The organism is Streptomyces sp. NPDC088553 (assembly GCF_044752965.1).
In the GTDB taxonomy this organism is placed as follows: Bacteria; Actinomycetota; Actinomycetes; order Streptomycetales; family Streptomycetaceae; genus Streptomyces.
In genome coordinates, this window is record NZ_JBIVMG010000009.1 from 155,239 (window position 1) to 175,408 (window position 20,170).

At 74.1% G+C, this 20,170-nt stretch carries 12 protein-coding genes; 2 read left to right on the top strand and 10 right to left on the bottom strand.

Annotated elements, in window-relative coordinates; all coding sequences use genetic code 11:
- Positions 1-304: PaaX family transcriptional regulator C-terminal domain-containing protein (locus ACIP8Z_RS29170; RefSeq protein ID WP_402088649.1), on the top strand; the 304-nt coding region annotated here is incomplete at its 5' end.
- Here the strand turns inward: ACIP8Z_RS29170 and ACIP8Z_RS29175 are convergent.
- The 3 genes from ACIP8Z_RS29175 to ACIP8Z_RS29185 form a co-directional block, all read right to left on the bottom strand.
- Positions 301-789, bottom strand: a complete 489-nt coding sequence (locus tag ACIP8Z_RS29175) for a DUF1772 domain-containing protein (protein ID WP_402088652.1) — start codon at positions 787-789, stop codon at positions 301-303. The two genes, ACIP8Z_RS29170 and ACIP8Z_RS29175, sit on opposite strands and share 4 nt — an antisense overlap.
- A 94-nt stretch (positions 790-883) precedes the next feature.
- A complete protein-coding gene (locus ACIP8Z_RS29180) occupies positions 884-3,223 on the bottom strand; it encodes a bifunctional salicylyl-CoA 5-hydroxylase/oxidoreductase (protein WP_402088894.1) in 2,340 nt (779 codons plus the stop codon).
- A gap of 2 nt (positions 3,224-3,225) precedes the next feature.
- Positions 3,226-4,053, bottom strand: coding sequence for an enoyl-CoA hydratase family protein (locus ACIP8Z_RS29185; RefSeq protein WP_402088654.1), 828 nt, complete (start codon positions 4,051-4,053; stop codon positions 3,226-3,228).
- A gap of 247 nt (positions 4,054-4,300) precedes the next feature.
- On the opposite strand from ACIP8Z_RS29185, the gene ACIP8Z_RS29190 reads away from it, so the two are divergent.
- Positions 4,301-4,846, top strand: a complete 546-nt coding sequence (locus ACIP8Z_RS29190) for an ATP-binding protein (protein WP_402088657.1) — start codon at positions 4,301-4,303, stop codon at positions 4,844-4,846.
- Here the strand turns inward: ACIP8Z_RS29190 and ACIP8Z_RS29195 are convergent.
- The 7 genes from ACIP8Z_RS29195 to ACIP8Z_RS29225 form a co-directional block, all read right to left on the bottom strand.
- On the bottom strand, positions 4,800-6,239 hold the full coding sequence (locus ACIP8Z_RS29195) for an amino acid permease (RefSeq protein WP_402088659.1): 1,440 nt from the start codon (positions 6,237-6,239) through the stop codon (positions 4,800-4,802). The genes ACIP8Z_RS29190 and ACIP8Z_RS29195 overlap by 47 nt on opposite strands.
- Positions 6,240-6,357: 118 nt before the next feature.
- Positions 6,358-7,413 (bottom strand): ornithine carbamoyltransferase, encoded by a 1,056-nt coding sequence (argF, locus tag ACIP8Z_RS29200; RefSeq protein ID WP_402088661.1) that lies wholly within the window; start codon positions 7,411-7,413, stop codon positions 6,358-6,360.
- A gap of 155 nt (positions 7,414-7,568) precedes the next feature.
- Positions 7,569-8,801 (bottom strand): arginine deiminase, encoded by a 1,233-nt coding sequence (locus ACIP8Z_RS29205; protein WP_402088664.1) that lies wholly within the window; start codon positions 8,799-8,801, stop codon positions 7,569-7,571.
- Between the two features lie 167 nt (positions 8,802-8,968).
- The gene (locus ACIP8Z_RS29210; RefSeq protein ID WP_402088666.1) at positions 8,969-11,605 is read right to left on the bottom strand and encodes a hypothetical protein; all 2,637 of its coding nucleotides are present in this window, start codon (positions 11,603-11,605) and stop codon (positions 8,969-8,971) included.
- On the bottom strand, positions 11,602-13,932 hold the full coding sequence (locus ACIP8Z_RS29215) for a hypothetical protein (protein WP_402088668.1): 2,331 nt from the start codon (positions 13,930-13,932) through the stop codon (positions 11,602-11,604). The genes ACIP8Z_RS29210 and ACIP8Z_RS29215 overlap by 4 nt, the downstream gene beginning before the upstream one ends.
- Positions 13,929-16,556, bottom strand: a complete 2,628-nt coding sequence (locus ACIP8Z_RS29220) for a hypothetical protein (protein ID WP_402088670.1) — start codon at positions 16,554-16,556, stop codon at positions 13,929-13,931. Before ACIP8Z_RS29220 ends, ACIP8Z_RS29215 begins: the two co-directional genes overlap by 4 nt.
- Positions 16,553-20,155: a tubulin-like doman-containing protein gene (locus ACIP8Z_RS29225; RefSeq protein WP_402088672.1), complete on the bottom strand. Its 3,603-nt coding sequence runs from the start codon at positions 20,153-20,155 to the stop codon at positions 16,553-16,555. Before ACIP8Z_RS29225 ends, ACIP8Z_RS29220 begins: the two co-directional genes overlap by 4 nt.
- Positions 20,156-20,170: the final 15 nt, after the last annotated feature.

The window sequence follows — 20,170 nt, forward strand, 5'->3', positions numbered from 1 at the left end:
AGGCGCGGGAGGCGCGGGAGGCGCGGGAGGCGCGGGAGGCGCGGGAGGCGCGGGAGGCGCGGGAGGCGCGGGAGGCGCGGGAGGCGCGGGAGGCGCCGAGGCGGCCTACCGGGACTATCTGTTCGCCCTGGACTCCTGGCGCCGGCTGCCGTACGCGGACCCGGTGCTCCCGCCCGAACTCCTGCCCGACGACTGGCCGGGCCGGCGCTCGGCCGAGGTCTTCACGGCCCTGCACGAGCTGCTGCGGGACCGTGGCGCGGAATTCGTCCGCCCGTTCGTGTCCGGGGCGGCGTCGGGGGACTAACCCCGAGGCCGGGACCGTACCGCCAGGGCCCGGAGCAGGCAGGCGAAGCCCACCGTGGTGAGGATCGCGCGGACCAGGTTCCACGCCACCCAGGGGCCCTCGAAGGCCGCCCGGGCGGCCGTGGGGTCCTCGGCCGCGGCGAGCGCGTCGTTGAGGGGCACGTTCGCCGCCGAGGTGACCAGGAAGACCGCCACGGAGAGCACGAGCGCCGCGAGCGTCCAGATCCGCGCCCGGCCGGCGCGGTGCTGCCAGGCGGCCACCGCCGCGAGGATCGTCGCGCCGAAGAACGAGGTGAAGAAGAGCGGGTTCTGGATCACCTCGTTGATGTCCCGCATCACGTCGACATAGACCCGGTCGTCGCTGCGCGCCAGTGCCGGCATCACCGAGCACACGTACGCGAACCACACCCCCGCGACCAGTCCGGTCGCCACCGTCGCCGCGCCGAGGACCGCCCCGGCACCCTTCCCACCCCGCTGCTCTGTCATGTCCCCATTCAAGAGCAGGGGGTGGTGCGCCGACCATGCTCGCGCGTCGCCCCCGCATGCGCGGGCGTCCACGGACACCGCCCCGGGGCGCCCCTCATCCCCGACGGCCGGTCGGGGGCGGGCGGTTGCCCGCGCGGTACGGGGCGGGCCAGGGGGCGGCCGGGCCCTCGTAGCCCTGTTCGGCGGCGGCGTGCAGGGTCCAGTTCGGGTCGTAGAGGTGCGGGCGGGCGAGTGCGCACAGGTCGGCGCGGCCCGCCAGGAGCAGGGAGTTGACGTCGTCCCAGGAGGAGATCGCGCCGACCGCGATCACGGGGACGCCGGTCGCGTTGCGGATCCGGTCGGCGTACGGGGTCTGGTACGAGCGGCCGTAGGCGGGGGTCTCGTCGGGGACGACCTGGCCGGTGGAGACGTCGATCGCGTCGGCGCCGTGCTCCGCGAAGGCGCGGGCGACGGCGATCGCGTCCTCGTCGCTGGTCCCGCCCTCGGCCCAGTCGGTGGCCGAGACGCGGACGGTCATGGGGCGGTCCTCGGGCCACACCTCCCGTACGGCGTCGAAGACTTCGAGCGGGAAGCGGAGCCGGCCGGTCAGGTCGCCGCCGTAGCCGTCGGTGCGGTGGTTGGTGAGCGGGGAGAGGAAGCCGGAGAGCAGGTAGCCGTGGGCGCAGTGCAGTTCGAGGAGGTCGAAGCCGGCGCCCGCGGCGCGGCGGGCGGCGGCCGTGAACTCCTCGCGCACGGCGGTGAGTCCGGCGCGGTCGAGGGCGTGTGGGGTCTGGTTGACGCCGGGGCGGTACGGGAGGGGCGAGGCGGCGACGAGCGGCCAGTTGCCCTCGGGCAGGGGCTGGTCGATGCCCTCCCACATGCGCCGGGTGGAGCCCTTGCGGCCGGAGTGGCCGAGCTGGACACCGATCGCGGCCCCGGGTGCCCGCCCGTGGACGAAGGCCGTGATCCGGCTCCAGGCGGCGGCCTGTTCGTCGGTCCACAGACCGGTGCAGCCGGGGGTGATCCGGCCCTCCGGGCTCACGCAGACCATCTCGGTCATGACGAGTCCGGGGCCGCCGAGGGCCCTGGACCCCAGGTGGACGAGGTGGAAGTCGCCGGGGACGCCGTCCTCGGCGACGTACATGTCCATCGGGGAGACGACGATCCGGTTGCGCAGGGTCAGTCCGCGGAGCCGGAAGGGCGTGAACATCGGCGGGGTGCCGGGCGGGCAGCCGAAGTCGCGTTCGACGGTGGCGGTGAAGGCCGGGTCGCGGAGCCGCAGGTTGGCGTGGGTGACGCGGCGGCTGCGGGTGAGCAGGTCGAAGGCGAAGCGGCGGGGCGGCCGGTCGACGTGGCCCGCGAGCTCCTCGAACCACTGGAGGCTGGCGGTGGCCGCGCGCTGGGTGGACTCGACGACGGGCCGGCGCTCGGCCTCGTAGGCGGCGAGGGCCTCGGCGGGGGTGGGGTGGTCGCGGAGGCTGTGGGCCAGGGTCAGGGCGTCCTCGACGGCCAGTTTGGTGCCGGAGCCGATGGAGAAGTGCGCGGTGTGGGCGGCGTCGCCGATGAGCACGGTGGAGCCGTACGACCAGCGCTCGTTGACGACGGTACGGAAGGCGGTCCAGGCGGAGCGGTGGGAGCGCAGCTCCCGGCCGCCGAGCGCCTCGGCGAAGATCTTCGCGCAGCGGACGGTGGACTCCGCCTCGTCGAGTTCGTCGAAGCCGGCGGCCCGCCACACCTCCTCGCGCATCTCGACGATGGCGGTGGAGGCGCCGGCCTCGTAGGGGTAGGCGTGCAGCTGCATCACGCCGTACTCGGTCTCGGCGGTCTCGAAGCGGAAGGCGTCGAAGGCGAAGTCGGCGGCGAGCCAGATGTAGCGGCAGCGGTGGGTGGTGATCCGGGGACGGAAGTGGGCGGCGTGGGCCTCGCGGGTGCGGCTGTGGACGCCGTCGGCGGCGATGACCAGGTCGTGGCCGGCGGCGAGGACGTCGGCGGGCGGGGCCTCGGTGCGGAAGCGGAGCCGTACGCCCAGGTCGGTGCAGCGGGCGTGCAGGATCTCCAGGAGCCGGCGGCGGCCGAGGGCGGCGAAGCCGTGGCCGGTGGAGGTGGTGCGGTGGCCCCGGTGGACGACGACGATGTCGTCCCAGCGGACCATGTCGCGGCCGAGGGCCTCATGGACGACGGGGTCGGCCTCCCGGATGCCGCCGAGGGTCTCGTCGGAGAGGACGACGCCGAAGCCGAAGGTGTCGGAGGGAGCGTTCCGCTCCCAGACGGTGACCTCACGGGCGGGGTCGAGCCGCTTGAGGAGCGCGGCGGCGTAGAGCCCGCCGGGCCCGCCACCGACGACGGCGATACGGGAGAGGGCGGGGCCGCCGCGGGCGGGGCGGGGGCCGGGGCTCGGGCTCGCGGCGGGGCCCGGGTCCCGCCCGGGAGCCGGGTCCCGCCCGGGAGCCGGCATCTTCAGCACCCCCGCCATTGGGGAGGGCGTTTCTCCGTGAAGGCGGCGTGGAACTCGGCGTAGTCCTCGCCGGTCATCAGGAGGGCCTGGGTGGCCGCGTCCAGTTCGATCGAGGCGGCCAGGGGCATGTCGAGTTCCGAGGTGAGCAGCGCCTTCGTCTGGGCGAGGGCCAGTGCCGGGCCGTCGGCCAGGCGGCGGGCGAGTTCGGCGGCCCGCTCCCCCGCCCCGCCCTCCTCGGTGAGCTCGGAGAGCAGGCCGATGCGCTCGGCCTCGGGGGCCAGGACGGGCTCGCCCAGCATGAGGAGCCGGGTGGCGTGGCCGAGGCCGACGACCCGGGGCAGCAGATACGCCGCGCCCATGTCGCCGCCGGAGAGCCCGACCCGGGTGAAGAGGAAGGAGAAACGGGTCGTGGGGTCGGCGATCCGGAAGTCGGCGGCGAGGGCGAGGACGGCCCCGGCGCCCGCCGCGACGCCGTGGAGGGCGGCGACGACCGGGAAGGGGCACTCGCGGAGGGCCCGGACGACCTGGCCGGTCATCCGGTTGAAGTCGAGGAGCTGGGCGGTGTCGAGCGCGAGCGTGGCGCCGATGATCTCGTCGACGTCACCGCCGGAGCAGAAGCCGCGGCCCTCGCCGTCGAGGACGAGCGCGCGGACGGACCGCTCGCGGGAGAGCTCGGCGAGGAGGTCGCGCAGATCGGCGTAGGCGCCGAAGGTGAGGGCGTTGAGTTTCGCGGGTCGGGCCAGCGTGACGGTGGCGACACCCCGGTCGATGTCGACGCGCAGATGGTGCCAGCGTGCCGTGCGGGGCGTGGAGCCGATAAAGGGGCTCATCCGGAACGGCCTCCTTCCTCCGTTCGGAGGGTATCACTCTCCTGTGACCATCGTCACGAGTACGCGATAAAGGAGGGATGAGGATGCCCCGCAGAAGGTCCTCGGCAGCCGATGACGGAGGTCCCCGCCCATCAGGGAGGGGCGCCTCTGGAGAAATAAATTGCGCCTCGTAAGGTTGAAACCAGGACGTCTCGGGATGCCTCCACCCCACTCGCCCACCCCCACTCGGTGAAGGGAGCCTGCCCCCATGCCCGAAGCCACCGGACCCCCAGCCGGCCCACCCGCCGGACCGACCGGGCCCGCCAGAACCGCCGGACCCAGCGGACCCACCGGACCCACCGGACACGGACCCGCCGTCTCCTGGCGTGTCCGGCTGCCCCACACCACCGCCGCCGTGCCGATCGCCCGTGCCCTGATCCGTACCGTTCTCACCGACGTCGACCCCGAGACCGCCGGCCGCCCCGACAGCGACACCGCCGAGCTGCTCACCGCCGAGCTCGTCGCCAACGCCGTCGAGCACACCGCCGGCCTCGGCCCCATCGAGCTGGTCGTCGAGCTGCTCGCCACACCCGGCGGCTGTCAGATCGAGGTCCACGACGCCGAGCCCGCCCGTCCGGACGAGCTCGTCTGTCCCGCGCCGGGGGAGGTGGACCCCTGGCAGGAGCACGGCCGGGGCCTGCTCCTCATCCGGGCCCTCAGCAGCGACTGCGGCCACCGCCCCACCGCGCAGGGCAAGGCGGTCTGGTTCACCCTGCCGGGGATACCGGCGCAGCGCCCCCGCTCGGAGCGGTGACAAGACGCGAGTGGCGGCGCCCGTAGACCGCGTACACCAGCGTCCCGACGACCAGGAATCCGGCGAACTGCAGCCAGGTCGTCCAGCCCGTGCCCCACATCAGGTAGAGGCAGAACCCGATGCCGAGGATCGGGCTCAGGGGGAAGAGCGGCACCCGGAACGAGCGCGGCAGCTCGGGGTTCCGGCGCCGCAGCACCATCACCGCGAGGTTGACGACCGCCATGACGGCGAGCGTGCCGATGGTGGTCAGGTTGACGACCACGTCGAGCGAGGCGAACGCCGCCGGTACGGCGAAGACCGCTGCCACGATCCACGTGTTGGCCACCGGAGTGGCGGACTTCGGCGAGACCCGCTCGAAGACGCGGGGCACGAGACCGTCGCGGGACATCGACATCAGGACGCGGGTCTGCCCGTACATCACCGCGAGGACGACGGACGCGATGGCGACGACCGCGCCGAACGCGATGACCCCGCCGCCGACCGACGATCCGGTGACCTGGTCGACGACCAGCGAGAGCGCCGCCGGCTGACCGGCCACGGCGTCGGCGCCGAGGGCGCCGATCGCGGAGAGCGCGACGGCGCAGTAGAGCAGCGTGACGAGCCCGATGCAGATGAGGATGGCGACCGGGATGTTCCGGCGGGGGTTCTTGACCTCCTCGCCGGCCGTGGTGATCGCGTCGAAGCCGATGTACGAGAAGAAGGCCACCGAGGCGCCCGCGGTGATCCCGCTCATGCCGTGCTCGGCGAACGGCGAGAGGTGACCGGCCTGGAAGGCCGAGAAACCGATGGCGCAGAAGACGACCAGGATCCCGATCTTGAGGATCGCCATGGCGGCGGTCGCCCGCGCGCTCTCCCGGACCCCGCGCACCAGCAGGGTGGCGGCGAGCGCGATCACGACCACGGCGGGCACGTTGACGACCCCGCCCTCGCCGGGCCCGGCGGACAGCGCGGCCGGCAGCTGCCAGCCGGTGAGGCTCTCCAGCAGTTCGTTGAGGTACTGGCTCCAGCCGACGGCGACCGCGGAGACCGAGACGCCGTACTCCAGGAGCAGGCACCAGCCGACGAGGAAGGCGGCCCGCTCGCCGAGGCTCGCGTACGCGAAGGAGTACGAGGAGCCCGAGACCGGGATCGCGCCGCCCAGCTCCGCGAAGGAGAAGGCGGTGAAGATGCAGGTGATCGCGGCGAGGACGAAGGAGATCACCACCGCGGGCCCCGCCTCGGCGACGCTGTCGGAGAGGCCGACGAAGATTCCGGTGCCGACGATCGCGCCGACGCCGAAGCACACGAGCTGGAAGAGGCCCATGGTGCGCTTGAGGCCGTGACCTTCGAGGTCGGCGCCGGACTCGGCGAGGAGCTGCTGCGGGGTCTTGATCCGCGAGGCGGACGGGGTCATGCGGTGGTTCTCATCTCTCATGGGCACGCGTCAGGGGGTTCGGACACGTATGCCCGAACCCCCTGTAAGGGTGCGATCGTAAACCGCACCACGCATATTGACCCAATCGGGCGTAAAGCTATGCCTTCGGGAGCACCGCGGGGATCACCGTGGGGATCGCCGTGGGAAGCGGGCCGCCGGCCATCGTCGCGACCAGGACCGCCTTGATCGTGTGCATCCGGTTCTCCGCCTCGTCGAAGACGACCGAGTGCGCCGACTCGAAGACCTCGTCGGAGACCTCCAGCTCGGTGAGGCCGTGCCGGGCGTGGATGTCGCGCCCCACGTCCGTACCCAGGTCGTGGAAGGCCGGCAGACAGTGCAGGAACCTGACGTCGGGGTTCCCGGTGGCGCGGAGCACGTCCATCGTCACGGAGTACGGGGCGAGGGCGGCGATCCGCTCGTCCCAGACCTCCTTGGGCTCGCCCATGGAGACCCAGACGTCGGTGGCGACGAAGTCGGCGCCCCGGACCCCCTCGGCCACGTCCTCGGTGAGGGTGACCGTGGCCCCACTGGTCTCGGCGAGCTCGCGGGCGGCGGCGACGACCTCCTCGGCCGGCCAGTACGCCCGCGGGGCGACGATCCGGACGTCCATGCCGAGCAGGGCGCCGGTGACCAGGTAGGAGTTGCCCATGTTGAAGCGGGCGTCGCCGAGGTAGGCGAAGGAGACCGCGTCCAGCGGCTTGTCCGTGTGCTCGGTCATGGTGAGCACGTCGGCGAGCATCTGGGTGGGGTGCCAGTCGTCGGTGAGGCCGTTGAAGACGGGGACGCCGGCGAAGGCGGCGAGCTCCTCGACGACGTCCTGGCCGTCACCCCGGTACTCGATGCCGTCGAACATCCGGCCGAGGACGCGGGCGGTGTCCTTGACCGACTCCTTGTGGCCCATCTGGGAGCCGGCCGGGTCCAGGTAGGTGGTGGCGGCGCCCTGGTCGGCGGCGGCGACCTCGAAGGCGCAGCGGGTGCGGGTCGAGGTCTTCTCGAAGATCAGCGCGATGTTCCGGCCGCGCAGCCGCTGGACCTCGGCGCCGGCCTTCTTGGCGGCCTTGAGTTCGGCGGAGAGCGCGATCAGGCCGCGGAACTCCTCGGCGGTGAAGTCCAGCTCCTTGAGGAAGTGGCGGCCGATGAGGTCAGTGGCCATGGGACGCGCTCCTGTGGGTACGGTCGAGGGGTCGGCGATCGGGGACGACGATCAGGGACCCTGGAAGTGTATACGCACTTCAACATTTATATACAGCCCGGCCCTGCCTGTTCATATGCAGACCCAACCGGTTCCGGGGCCGGCGCTGGGAGACGTCAGGCGGCGTCCCGCTCCACCGGGCAGCTCATGCAGCGCGGGCCGCCCCGCCCCCGGCCCAGTTCGCTGCCGGGGATCTCGATCACCTCGATGCCCTGCTTCCGCAGGTGCGTGTTGGTCGTGACGTTCCGCTCGTACGCCACGACCACCCCCGGCTCCACCGCGAGCACGTTGCAGCCGTCGTCCCACTGCTCGCGCTCGGCCGCGTGCACGTCCTGCGTGGCCGTCAGGACCCGGATGTCCTGGAGGCCGAGCGCCGCGGCGATGGCGCTGTGCATCTGCTCCGGCGGATGGTCGGTCACCCGCAGGGACTGCCCCGCGTCCCCCGGTTCGATGGTGTACGAGCGGAGCATCCCGAGCCCCGCGTACTGCGTGAACGTGTCCTGGTCGACCATCGTCATCACCGTGTCCAGGTGCATGAACGCGCGCCGCTTCGGCATGTCGAGCGCGATGATCGTGCGCGCCGAACCCGCCGCGAACATGCCCCGGGCCAGCATCTCCACCGCCTGCGGCGTCGTCCGCTCGCTCATCCCGATCAGCACGGCGCCGTTGCCGATGACGAGCACGTCCCCGCCCTCGATCGTCGAGGGGTAGTCGGTCTGCCCCTCCGACCAGTGGTGGAAGGCGCCCGCGTCGGCCCCCGTGAACAGGGGATGGTGCTTGTAGATCGCCTCGAAGTGCACGGTCTCGCGCTGCCGGGCTGGCCAGCGCATCGCGTTGATCGAGACGCCGTCGTAGATCCAGGCCGAGGTGTCCCGGGTGAAGATGTGGTTCGGCAGCGGGCCGAGGACGAAGTCGTCCAGGTCCATGGCGTGGAAACGGACCGAGGTCGGCTCCCGGTGCGCCGCCAGGAACTCCCGCTTCGTCATCCCGCCGATGAGCGCCTCGGCCAGCGCGCCCGCGTCCAGCGAGTCGAACGCGGCACGGAGGTGGTCGGCGGCGAGCGGACCGTACTCCTTCTCGTCGAAGACCCGGTCGAGCACCAGCGCGCGTGCGGTGGGCACGTCGAGGGACTCGCTCAGGAGGTCCCCGAAGAGGTGCACCTCCACGCCCCGGTCGCGCAGTACGTCCGCGAAGCCGTCGTGCTCCTGACGGGCCCTGCGCACCCAGAGCACGTCGTCGAAGAGCAGGGCGTCCTTGTTGGTCGGGGTGAGCCGCTTCAGCTCCAGATCGGGCCGGTGCAGGATGACGCGGCGCAGCCGCCCGGTCTCGGAATCGACGTGGAATCCCATGCGCCCATCCTGACGGAGCGGGGCGCCCGTGGCCTGTGTTTCGGGACAGGCGGGGCCGGGACGCGTCGCGTGGCGGGCGGAGTTCCCGCGCCTCGCGGCGGTCCCGGCCTCGGTCCCGGCCCTGTTCTCGGTCCCGGCCTTGTTCTCGGTCCCGGTCTTGGCCTCGGTCAGCCGAACCACCCCCGCACGCCGACGAGCAGGAGGATCGCCGCCACCATGCCGCCGATCAGCAGCCCGGCGCGGCGCAGGAAGCGACGGGTGTAGCCGTTGCCGGGATCGTCCGGGTCGCCGGTGACCGCCCCGGGTGCGGGCGGCCCCGGGCGGCGCGCCGTACGCGGCAGGCCGTACGCGTCCTTGAGGAGGGTGAGCCAGACGGCTTCCGGCAGGCCGGGGCGCTCGTCGTCGACGATCAGCCAGAAGGTCTCGCGGGCGGACGGCACCGGGCTCATGCGGAGCCGGGCGAGCAGCTCCCCCACGGTGCCGACCGGGGCGTCGCCGCCGGCGAGGAGCGGGCGGACGGCCCAGCGGTGCAGCTCGGCGGCGTTCGCCGCGCGCTGCTCCTCCGGCGGGTCGGACGGGTCGGCGGAGGCGCCCGCCGGTGCGACGGCCCAGAACTCCTGGCCGATGGCCACCTCGCACAGCTCCCGGCGCAGCGGATGCTCCCAGGACGGCAGGCGCCGGGCGGCCTCGCCGAGGAGGAGGGTGAGGACGACGTACGCCTGCGGGCGGCGCAGCGAGTCGAGCAGCTCGCGGTTGCCACCGCGCTCGACGAGCTCGCGCGCCTCGTCCACGGTGCGCGCGGCGGGCAGCTTGTGCACGAGTCCGGTCTCCGCCTCCCGCTCCCGCCCACGGCCCCGGACGGCACCCCAGGCCCGCCCCGAGGCCGCCCCCGGCCCGGTCCACGCGGGCGCGACGACGGGGAGAACGGGACGGGGGTACGCGTCGGCACCCGCGGCCGGGGACGGGCGGACGCCGGACTCGAAGGGCCCCTTGGAGAGATCGTGGCGGTACGGGGGGAAGTCGGGGGGCCGGGACTGCTCCTGGGCCGGTGGGGCGGTGGAGGAGACGGGGCGGGGCTCACGATCGGCGGCGTCGCGGCCGTCCGGGCCCGGCTCCGGGGTCGGGTGGGACGGGCGGGGCGGGGCGGGCTGTTGCTCCACCGAGGGTCGGCGGTACGGGTCGGCCTCGGCCGCCGGACGGGAGGAGCGGTACGGGTCGGGGCCAGGGTCCGGTTCGGACGAACGGCGGTACGGGTCGGGGCCAGGGTCCGGTTCGGACGAACGGCGGTACGCGTCGGGCTCGGGGGTCGGGTGAGACGGGCGGTACGCGTCGGGCTCGGGGGTCGGCTGGGACGAACGGCGGTACGCGTCGGGCTCGGGGGTCGGCTGGGACGAACGGCGGTACGCGTCGGGCTCCGGGGTCGGCTGAGGCGGGCGGTACGCGTCGGGCTCCGGAGCAGGGCGCGGTGGGTTGTACGGGGTGGGATCCGGGGCCGGGTGAGGCTGGTCGTTCTGGGTGGGCGGGTGGGAAGGGTCCGGGCGGCGGGGCGGTCCTGTCCGCGGGCCGTCCTGGGGTGTCGCCAGGGCGCCGGGGCGGGCCGGCTCCGGCCGGTCCGGGCGGAACCAGTCGTCCGGGCTCTCGTACGGACCGGGGCCGCCCGCCCCTCGGGGGTCTCCCCCGGCGGGGGCCGCGTCACGGGCCCCCTGGCGGTCGGCCGTGGTGTCGTCCCTCGGCGGTGGGGCGTCGTCGCCGGTCCGGCCCCCCAGGCCCCATCCCCGGTTCCGGCCCGACGTCCTCCGGGTCTCCGGTGCCGACGGCGCCGGCGGCGCCGGGGTGCGGGACTCCATCGGGGCCGGGGGCCGTGACGCCTGGCCCGTGGGCGCCGGGGCGGGCGCCGCGTACCCGCCGGGGTGGCGGCGGTCGAGGACGTCCAGTGCCCGCGCGGCCGTGTCCAGGAGGGAGCCGCCACGCGCGGAGGAGGCCCCGTGCAGGGCGCTGCCGACCGCGTACTCCTGGCCCTCCCCCTCCGCGACGCCCGTCAGGTGGTGGCGGACGAGCCGGGCCGCGATCTCCTCCGCCCGGTCGCCGAAGCGCTCGCGCGGGTCGACGCGGCGCCGGTCGGTGTTGCGGCTCGCCGCGCCCGACCACCGGCCGACGAACACGAAGCGGAGCGCGGTGAGTTCGACGGTGTCATGGGTGGCGAAGGTCCACCGGCGGCCGGTGAGCGCGCCGAACATGCTGTGCAGCCCCCAGAGCACGGGCCCCGCGGTGTCGCCGCTTTCGTCCAGGACGGTGAAGCGCTCGTCCGGGTGGCGCAGCAACTCCGCGACCATCCCGGTGAGTTCATCGACCGCGTGCTCCAGGGCGCTGTCGAGTTCCCCCTGCCCGCGGCCGGTCGCGGGGACGAGGACCCGTTCCGGGATCACCGGCAGCTGCCCGCGCACCCGGGCGCCGTCCATGGCCGCGCCCTCCCAGTTCCAGGCGTGGAGCCCGAGGCAGGTGGCGGGTTCGAGGAGTTCGGGCGAGCCGACGAGGGCGTGGCAGAGCACGGACGTCCCGCCGTCGGCGTCGGTGAACGGCGTGCGGTGGATCAGCATCACCTCCGAGCGTCGCTGGAGCCGGATCAGCGCGGGCCGGGTCTCCTCGCCGCTGGCGCGCAGCACGGGCCCGGAGGTCCGGAAGAGGTTCTCGGCCTCTTCGCGGGGCCCGGACCAGGCCACCGGTCCGAAGCCGGTGCTGCCGGTGAGGTTCTCGCTGTCCCACCGGAACACGATCTGGTCGACCTCGTTCTCCGACCGTGTCATCGGCCGATCCCCTCCATAGGTCCCGCGGGTTCCGCCCCGGGCAGCAGCCCGCACAGGGCGAAGAGCGACAGCAGTGGCGCGAGGACCCGGCGTGGCCGGGCCCCGTGCGGAAATCGGTCGCCGCGCGCCTGCCCACCGGTGGCGGCGACGAAGTGCAGGGTGCAGTCGGCGCAGTCGTCGAACGGCTTGAGCCAGGCGGGGCTGGCCCCCTGGGCCAGGAAGGCGTACGCGTCCCGGCTCTCGGCCCGTACCGCGGCGGGGTCGTGGCGGCCCGGCAGGGCGCGGCCGAGCCAGCGGTCGACGACCGGTTCGAAGCGCACCAGGTCGCTCTTGTTGACGGCGAGCGCGGCGGGGGCGGCGACGAGTCCGCCGCGCTGCCGGGGGATCCGGTTGAGCACGGTGGCGAAGGCCTCGTCGCCGAGTTCGCGCAACCGCAGTCCGCTCTGTTCCCGTACCGGTTCGAGGGAGGGCAGCCGGAGCGCGCGCAGCGGGTCGAGGACGAAGATGAAGGCGTCGACGCCCATGAGGAAGCGGCCGACCTCGCTGTCCTGGGCGAGGTCCTCGCCCGCGAGGTCGAAGAAGACGACGGGCCGGGGTGTGGCGCCGCCCGCCGAGACGAGCAGGCCGTCGGCGAAGCGGGCGAACGTCTGCTGTCCTGTGCGCCCCAACTGCCGTCCCTGCTGCAGGCTCTGGACGCGTTCGCGCAGATAGGCGCGGTGTGCCTCGGGGTTGAGCGGCAGGCACTTCAGTCCGTACGGTTCGAGGCCGCCGAGTTCGACCTCGCCCAGCATGGCGGCGAGCAGGTGGGTCTTGCCGACGGAGGAGCTGCCGACCAGGGCGATGGAGAGCGGCTCGCCGTTGACGAGGTAGGGCAGGGGCAGTTCGTGCCCCTCGTCGCCGTCCACCGTGTGCGGACACAGGTGGTAGGCCTTGCGCAGGGCGTCCGCGCGGTGGGCGGGCCGGCGTTCGGCGCTGAGGTCCAGCGGGATGCGGTTGCCCTTGGGGTCGATGGTGACGAGCAGGCGTTCGTCGTACTCGACGGGGAGCAGGCAGTGCGGGCACATCCGGCTGCGTGACGGCGGGGCCTGGACGAGTTCGGAGGGCGGGGCGGACGCGCGGGGGGGTTCGGCGGCGCGGGGTGCGGCGGGGCGGGGTGGTTCCCCGCCGCCGAAGATCTTGCTGATCAGGGAGGGGCGGGACGGGCGGGAATCCCGGGCGGGAGCCTCCGGGGCCTCACCGGCCGGACCCGAACCGGGTCGGCTCCGCCCGGACAGTGCGTGTTTCCGGGCGAGCTGGGCGTCGTACTGGGCGCGGAACGGTTCGAGCACATCGGCCGCGTCGGCCCCGGCCGCCGCGAGCGGGTCGGGCACGTACAGGAGCCTCAACAGCTCGGCCGGGTGAGGTCGTTCCGCCGCGATCGGGGAGAAGAGACCGCTGTGCTGGAGAGCGGCGAGGCGCCGGTAGTCGGCGAGGTCCGCGGGAGGGCCCTCCCCACGGTCGGGGCGGCCGGAAAGCAGGTAGTAGGCGAGTTCGGCGACGGACCACAGGTCGTCGCGGGGGTCGACGGTGCCGCGCCCCGCGCGCTGCTCGGGCGAGGCCCAGGGGGCCGCCCCGAAGGGTTCGCGCGCCTCTCCCGCGCGCAGCGACGCGTACGGCTCGCAGAGCCGCACGCGGGCACCGTCCCACCGGACGTTCTCGGGTGTGATCGCCCGGTGGACGAGGCCGAGATCACCCAGGAGGCGTACGGCCATGGCGAGTTGGCCGGTGATCCGCTCCTGGTCCTCGGCGCCGAGCCGGCCCGCCCAGTCGGAGAGCGGACGCCCGCTCGGCGGTCGGTAGAGCACGAAGGGTTCGGCGGCGGTCAGGTCGAAGCCGACGATCCGGGTGAGGATGCCGACGAACTTGTCGCCGCCGTACCGCCGTTCGATGGCGACGGAGGCCGCCACCTCCCGTTCCAGGAGGCCGTACGCCTGGGGGTCGCCCTGCGCGGACGAGGCGAGCCGGTACTGCACGACGGGCACGCCGCCGGACCCGAGGTCCGCCCGGCGGGCGAGGAACCCGGGGCGCCCGGGAGGCCTGTGGTCCTCCCCGTACCGCACGACGAAGCGGCTCAGTGCCTCCCTCGGCGTGAGGAACTCCAGTTCCTGGTAGTACGGATGGGGCGGCGGGCTCGGTTCGCTCAGGTGGTCGGGATGGTCCGGGCCGATGGGCCCGCTCGGGCCGGCGGCGTGGTTCCGGTCGTCGGGACGGCCCGGGTCGCGCCGGTCGCCCGGATGGTCCGCGTGGTTCGGGTCGCGCCGGTCGTTCGGATGGTTCGGGTCGGTCACGGTTCTCCCGCCTCCTCGGCGCGGACGGTGTGCACGACGTCCGCGCGCAGTGGTACGAGGCGGAGGATTCCGGCGTGGCGTCCCGCGCCGGTCCATACGACGTCCTCGGCGATGCCCCGCCAGATGTCGTCCCCGGCGGCCCCGCGCCGCATCGCCTCCGGCACGAACCGGACCTGCCGGGCGGCGACCGGGTCGTGGGAGAGCAGGCGCATGTGCTCCGGGCCGCAGAGCGCGACCGTGCGGGCGGGGTCGTCCTCGGCCAGGACCAGCCGGGCCACCGCGTCCGGCGCGACGCCGGTGAGCCGGGCGGCGTCGGGCCGGTCGGAACGGTCGGTGAAGGCGGCGAGGCCGGAGAGCGCGTCCTGGTCACGGAGGCCGTCGTACCGGGGCGGCGGCGAGGCGGCGACGTCACGCTCCAGACGCACCCGGGTCTCGTCCAGGAGCTCCGCGATGCGCTCCTCATGGACCGCGGGCACCACGGCTCCGGGATCACGCTCGATGCCCGCCCAGCACCGGTCGAGGATCAGGAGGGTCCCGGCGACGAGGTCGCCGACGAGCGTGTCGACGAGGAGGGGGCCGCCGTCGCCGTACCGCCGCTCCAGCCAGGCGGGCGCGGGCTCGGGGCCGACGTCCGGTCCGGCCCATGCCGCCCCGCCGCGGGCGACGGCGGGGTCCCGGTCGGAGGGGACGGACGTCCCGAACGGCCCTGAGGGGCCGAACGGGTCGGCCGCGTACGGAGACCCGTTCGCCGGCGGTGCGGGCGCCCGTACCGGCGGCGGGGGTTCCTCGTCCATGTCCGACCAGACGTCGTCCGCGCCGCCGTCCCCCCAGTCCTCCCAACTCCACGACGAGGTAACGCCGTCCGCCTCCGGCGGCCCGGCGGCCCGCTTCCGGGATCCCCCCTCCCCCGTGTCGGCGGAGTCGGCCGACGGCACGTACGCGTACCCCGGCCCGTTCGCGTGGGACGGCCCCCGGCCGTGCGCGTCGGCGGTGTCCGCGAGGCCGCGGAGCAGCCGGGCCACCGCGCCGGCGCCCGCCGAGCAGTGGTGCCGTACCTCGGCGAAGAGCCAGTCGTGCACGGCGGTGGTGACCACCAGGCCCTGGACCTCGCGCAGGATCCGCCAGGCGTCCTCCGGGTCCGCCCGCGCCCACCAGTCGTCCACGGCACGGCTCCAGTCGCGCAGCGCCAGGAGGACGACCACCGCGACGGACACCACGAGGGCCACCGCCCCCGCCCACAGCGGCGGGCCGAGGAACTGCCCGAGGCCCGCCCCGACGAGACCGCCGAGCACGCCGCCGAAGAGCCGGGGCGCCGCCCCCGTGGCACCGCCGCCGTCGATCCGCCCGTCCGGTGAACGGTTGGGCCTGCGGCGCAGCATCAGATGGGCGAGCCCGGCGGCGAGCACACCGACGGCCGGGCCGAGGAACCAGCCGAGGACCGGCCAGACCCCCGCGAGCAGGGCCAGGAGGCCGGTCACGGCGAAGGCGACCGGCCGCGAACCGCCGGCCGTGAACGGGTACCGGCCGCCGAGCCGCCGCAGCCGCTCAGGGCCGCAGATCGCGTCCAGCCGGGCGAGCCGGGAGGCGCTGCCGACGGGCGCGGTGCGTGCGGAGAGCGCGGCGAGCCGGGCCGCCACGGAGCGCAACGGCAGTCCCTTGCCGATCAGTTCGTGGGTGTGGTCGCGCAGGGCGGGGACGATTCCGGCCCGCGAGATCTCCCGTGGCATCTCGGGCAGTTCGATGCCCCGTTCCCGCAGTACTCCCCGGTGCTCGACGGTGAGCCTGCTGCCGCCCGCGGCGGCGAACGCGTCCGCTACGGCGATCCGGAACCGCTCCAGCTCCCCCGCCACCCGCTCGATGTCCCCGGGCAGGTCGACCGTACGGCCGGCGCCGGTGAGGAGTCCGGCCGCGCCGCGCACCCGTCGGTAGCCGTCGACGGCGTCCTGGACGGCGTCGTCGCAGGTGGCGAGCCGGAGCCCCGCCCGGCCCTGGGCGGGCAGCCAGCGGTGGTCGGCGAGCGAGCGCGGCAGGCCCTCGTCGAGCAGCAGCGCGAGGGCGGGCGGCACCTGCTCGGCCGAGGCGGCGCCGGCCGGGACCTCCGGGCCGGTGAGCCCCTCCACCGCCTGCCGCCAGGCGCGCGCCCGGGCCTCCTCGGTGAGGTCGTGCTCCAGGACGCGCACGGCGGGCACGGCGACGCCGTGCACCACCTCGCCGAGCGCGCGCAGCACCGCGTCGAAGACCTCGGGAGTGGACAGGACGTCGACGAGCGGACGCAGCACCGCCTCGGCCGGGACGCCTTCCTCCGTCGTGTCGAACACCCACAGGACACCGGCGGCGGGCGGGCGGAGCGTGAGCGTGCGGCGCACGGTCCGCTCGCCCCTGACCCCGACGGCCAGGCAGACGATGTGGGCGGGCCCGTAGGAGGAGAGCCGCTCGTACAGCAGCTGGTGGGAGACGAGCCGGTCGGCCTCGTCGAGGACGAGGAAGCGGCGCTCGCCACCGGGCTGCGGGGCGTCGAGGGCGGCGCGTACGACGGCGTCGGGGTCGTACGCCCCCGCCGTCCGCAGGTCGAGGCAGACGGCGTGGCCGGGCAGCGGCCGTTCGGGCAGGACGCGCGCGGTCACTCCGCCTCCCCGGCTCGGCCGCGGCGGTAGGGCTCGTCGCCGAAGTCGGGTCCGGCGTCGTCTCCGAACTCGTCGCCGAACTCGTTGCCGAAGGCGGGTCCGAAATCGGGACCGAAGTCGGGGCCGTCTTCGTCGCCGAAGACGGGTCCGAAATCGGGGCCGAAGTCCGGCTCGGGTTCCCTCTCCCATTCGCCCTCGAAGGCGGAGTGCCGCCGGGGCGGCTGCGCCTCCGGGCCAGGGCCGGGGGCGTCTCCGTTCCCGTAGGCGGTACGGGGGTCGGGCGCGGTGCCGTTCCCGTAGGCCGTACGGGAACGGTTCTCGTGCGCGGGACGGGCGCCGTTCTCGTACGCCCGGGGCCGCCGCACCCCCTGCGGGCCGCCGCCCTCGCCCTGGCCCTGGCCCTGTCCCTGGCCCTGTCCCTGGCTCTGTCCCTGGCCCCGGCTCTGACCCGGCACCGTGCCGGCCCGTGGCGCGTGCCGTTCGAACAGCGCCCGCAGGCTCTTCCGGGTCGGCCGGGCCGACCTCGGGAAGCGCATGTCGAGGGCGCCGGGGAAGGTGACCTCCCAGAAGTGGCGCAACGGAGCGAGCCATTCGATCTCCGAATCGCCGTACTCCCCGTACTCCGCGACGAGTTGGTCGATCAGGGCGAGCTGGCGTGGCGCGACCTGCTCCACGAAGTGGGTGAAGAGCGGTGACGGCGGCGCCGGGACCTGCGCGAGGCCCTTGGGCAGGGCCTGCATGAGGCGTTCGCAGAACTGCTCGATGATCTGCCCCTCGTCGAGCAGCGCCCACCGCTCGTACGCGCGCAGCAGCCCCGCCCAGCTGGTGAGCGAGCCGTCGAAGTCCTCGAGCCGCAGGGACATGGCCGCGGACTCGCCGTCCTGCAGCCGGATGCGGACGCGGTGGGGCGAGCCGGCCGGACCCTCGGTGTCGATGTGCCCGTTCCACATGGCGCAGAGCAGCCGGTGCAGGATGCGCTGCCGGTCGTGTTCGGTGGAGACCAGCCAGTCGTCCTCGTAGCCGAGCCGCTGGCGCCAGTGCAGGAAGTCCTCCTCGCCGGCCGAGTCGCGGGCCTCGGACCAGAGGCTGAGGACGTTGCGGACCTCGGAGATGTCGGTGAGGTTCATGCCGCTGCGGAAGAAGACGACGGTGATGGAGTCGGTGTCACCGGCCCGGCTCTCCGGGGCCACCCGGGAGGGCAGGTTGAGCGCCTGCTCCAGGTACTCGCGGGCGCGGCCGTCGGACTCGCTCGCCGGATGCACGATGAGGATCTTGAGCGGTCCGCTGCCGTCCGGGACGAAGCCCACCGGGATGAGTCCGGCGAGGCGGGAGCGGAACTGGTCGAGCCAGCGCGCGTCGACCTTCGCCTCGGCGGTCTCGTCGCCCGCGGCGGCGCGGAGCAGCAGTTCCATGGAGGGCAGCAGGGGGCGGGCGAACGCGTCCTCGTTGGCCTCGCCGAAGAGCCGCTTGACCCGTCGTTCGACGACCTGCTTGATCTCCTTCACCGCCGCGCCGGAGGACCGGCGGACCGCGTCGAGGGCCCGTCGCCAGTCCTCGGGGCCGACGATCCGGCCGAGCAGGTTCGCCGCGTCGGAGGACTCGGGCAGGCCCTCGCTCTGGGCGAGCCGCTCGACGACGTCGTCGTAGAAGGCGCGCAGGGTGTTCTGCGGGGGCAGCAGATAGGCGATGCCGGCGCGGTCGTCGCGGTAGAGGTCGCGGCGGCTGTCGGCGAAGGCCTTGCCCTCGTCCTGCTCGTGGTCGCGGAGCGCCTTGACGAGTTCGGCGACCTCGGAGCTCGCCTTGTTCAGGGAGGGCCGCCACTGGGCCTCGCCGTTCTGCCAGCCGTGGTGCCAGAGGGTGCGGGCCCGCCACTGGTACCAGGCCTGCTGGGCGGCGAGCGCGTCCTGGACGTCGGGGTCGCTCCACCGGGCCGGCACGACCCCCCCGACCGGGCCCTTGATCGGAGGGATGTTGGGGGCGGCGGTGTGGACGTTCGGGGGCCGTTCGGGTTCGTTCCGCCGGTTGTCGATCATGCCGGTGAAGCCTTCCCTCGCCACCCGGTCGGGGTGGCCGGGCAGACCTGACAGGATCACCTTGATCTGGAACGGGTCCATGGAGCCGAGGAGTTCGCGGACCCCCGCGCTCGGCCTGAAGTCCTCGGTGAGGCGCGGGATCTCGCGGGCCAGACCGGTGTCGAGGCGGCGCAGGGACTCCTCCATGTCCCCGAGCCGGTTCCGCAGCTCCTGGGTGATCCTCGTCTTCCCCCGGGGGAGCTGTTCGGGCAGGGGGACGTCCGGGGCGTCCCGGGTCCAGAGGCGGCCGACGCCGGAGCGGTTGAACAGCTCCCTGACGTGGTTCTGTCCCTCCCGGTCGGGGCGCCGGGCCCGTTCGGTCATGCCGCGCACGGCCTGGGCGAGGAGCCGGGCGGCGACGATCTCGGCGAGGTCGTCGACGGGCACGGTGAGGGCGGCGGCGAGGCTGGTGGACATGCCCCGGTAGCCGATGCCGGTACGGGCCGGGGTGGAGCGTTCCACGGCCTTGTTGATGAAGCTGGCGGCGAAGGACTGGTAGTCCTCCTCGGCGCGGGTCGCCGAGCCGTTGTCCTGGCCGAGGTCGGTGCCGATCAGCGACATCACCATGGCGGCGATGGAGCGCCGCAGGTCCTCGCTGTTGATGACGGAGGGCTTGGAGAAGAGGAAGGCGGTCTGCATGGTGGCGGGACGCAGCGCCACGACGCCGTCGCCGGGGTACGTGACGCTGAGCCGCCCCCGGTCCTCGACGTCCCCGACCTGGTCGACGGCGTCGGGCACGTTCTGGTCGTCGACGAGCCGCGAGAGGTCCACGAGGGCGCGGGCGGAGTTGAGTTCGGCCTCGCGTCCGCCGCCGGCCTCGGGCGGGAAGGCGGAGGGCATGACGACGAGCGGGTAGATCTTCACCCCGGGCACCCGGGCGTTGCGGAACTCGTGCCCGATGAGGTGGATGAAGTCGTAGAAGATGCCGGCCCCGGTGCCGCCGGCGACGGAGAAGGCGACGAACACGTCGCAGCCCCGGATCTTGCCGCCACCGACCCGCCGCAGGTCGCCCGCGGCCTGCCCGATGGACCCGATCGCCTCGCGGAGCTGCCGGAGGACGGGTTCGAGCCCGGAGCGGAGGGTCGCGAAGAGCGCGGAGCGTCCGACGGTCGGCAGCTGTCCCGCCCCGTTGTTGAGCGGGGCGACGCGCGGCTCACGGGCCTTCGGCGGCAGCCAGAGCCGGGTCTCCTCGGGGACGGAGACGCGCAGCATGCGCGTCACCTCGGGCGAGGAGTCGAAGTCGGTGGGCAGCAGGTCGCGGACGATCCGGGAGGTACGGGCGAAGGCGGCGCCCTCGGCGCCCTTCGCCTTGAACTGCGGGTAGTTGAGCAGCTCGGCCTCGCTGAAGTCCGCGTAGACGAACTGGAGACAGTCGGGCAGCTGGAAGGGCATGCGGCGGCCGCCGTCGACCAGGTCGGTGCCGTCGGGGCCGCACAGCTCCCGGCGCAGGCTGCGTTCGAGCTCGGTGCCGATGCGTCCGCCGGTGCCGCCGAGTCCGACGAAGAGCATGGGCTGGTAGATCTTCATGTCGTTCTCCTCGGA

Coding starts and splice junctions, on each gene's coding strand:
- ACIP8Z_RS29175 (WP_402088652.1), bottom strand. CDS start 789: ATGACAGAGCAGCGGGGTGGGAAGGGTGCCGGGGCGGTCCTCGGCGCG.
- ACIP8Z_RS29180 (WP_402088894.1), bottom strand. CDS start 3,223: ATGCCGGCTCCCGGGCGGGACCCGGCTCCCGGGCGGGACCCGGGCCCC.
- ACIP8Z_RS29185 (WP_402088654.1), bottom strand. CDS start 4,053: ATGAGCCCCTTTATCGGCTCCACGCCCCGCACGGCACGCTGGCACCAT.
- ACIP8Z_RS29190 (WP_402088657.1), top strand. CDS start 4,301: ATGCCCGAAGCCACCGGACCCCCAGCCGGCCCACCCGCCGGACCGACC.
- ACIP8Z_RS29195 (WP_402088659.1), bottom strand. CDS start 6,239: ATGACCCCGTCCGCCTCGCGGATCAAGACCCCGCAGCAGCTCCTCGCC.
- argF (WP_402088661.1), bottom strand. CDS start 7,413: ATGGCCACTGACCTCATCGGCCGCCACTTCCTCAAGGAGCTGGACTTC.
- ACIP8Z_RS29205 (WP_402088664.1), bottom strand. CDS start 8,801: ATGGGATTCCACGTCGATTCCGAGACCGGGCGGCTGCGCCGCGTCATC.
- ACIP8Z_RS29210 (WP_402088666.1), bottom strand. CDS start 11,605: ATGACACGGTCGGAGAACGAGGTCGACCAGATCGTGTTCCGGTGGGAC.
- ACIP8Z_RS29225 (WP_402088672.1), bottom strand. CDS start 20,155: ATGAAGATCTACCAGCCCATGCTCTTCGTCGGACTCGGCGGCACCGGC.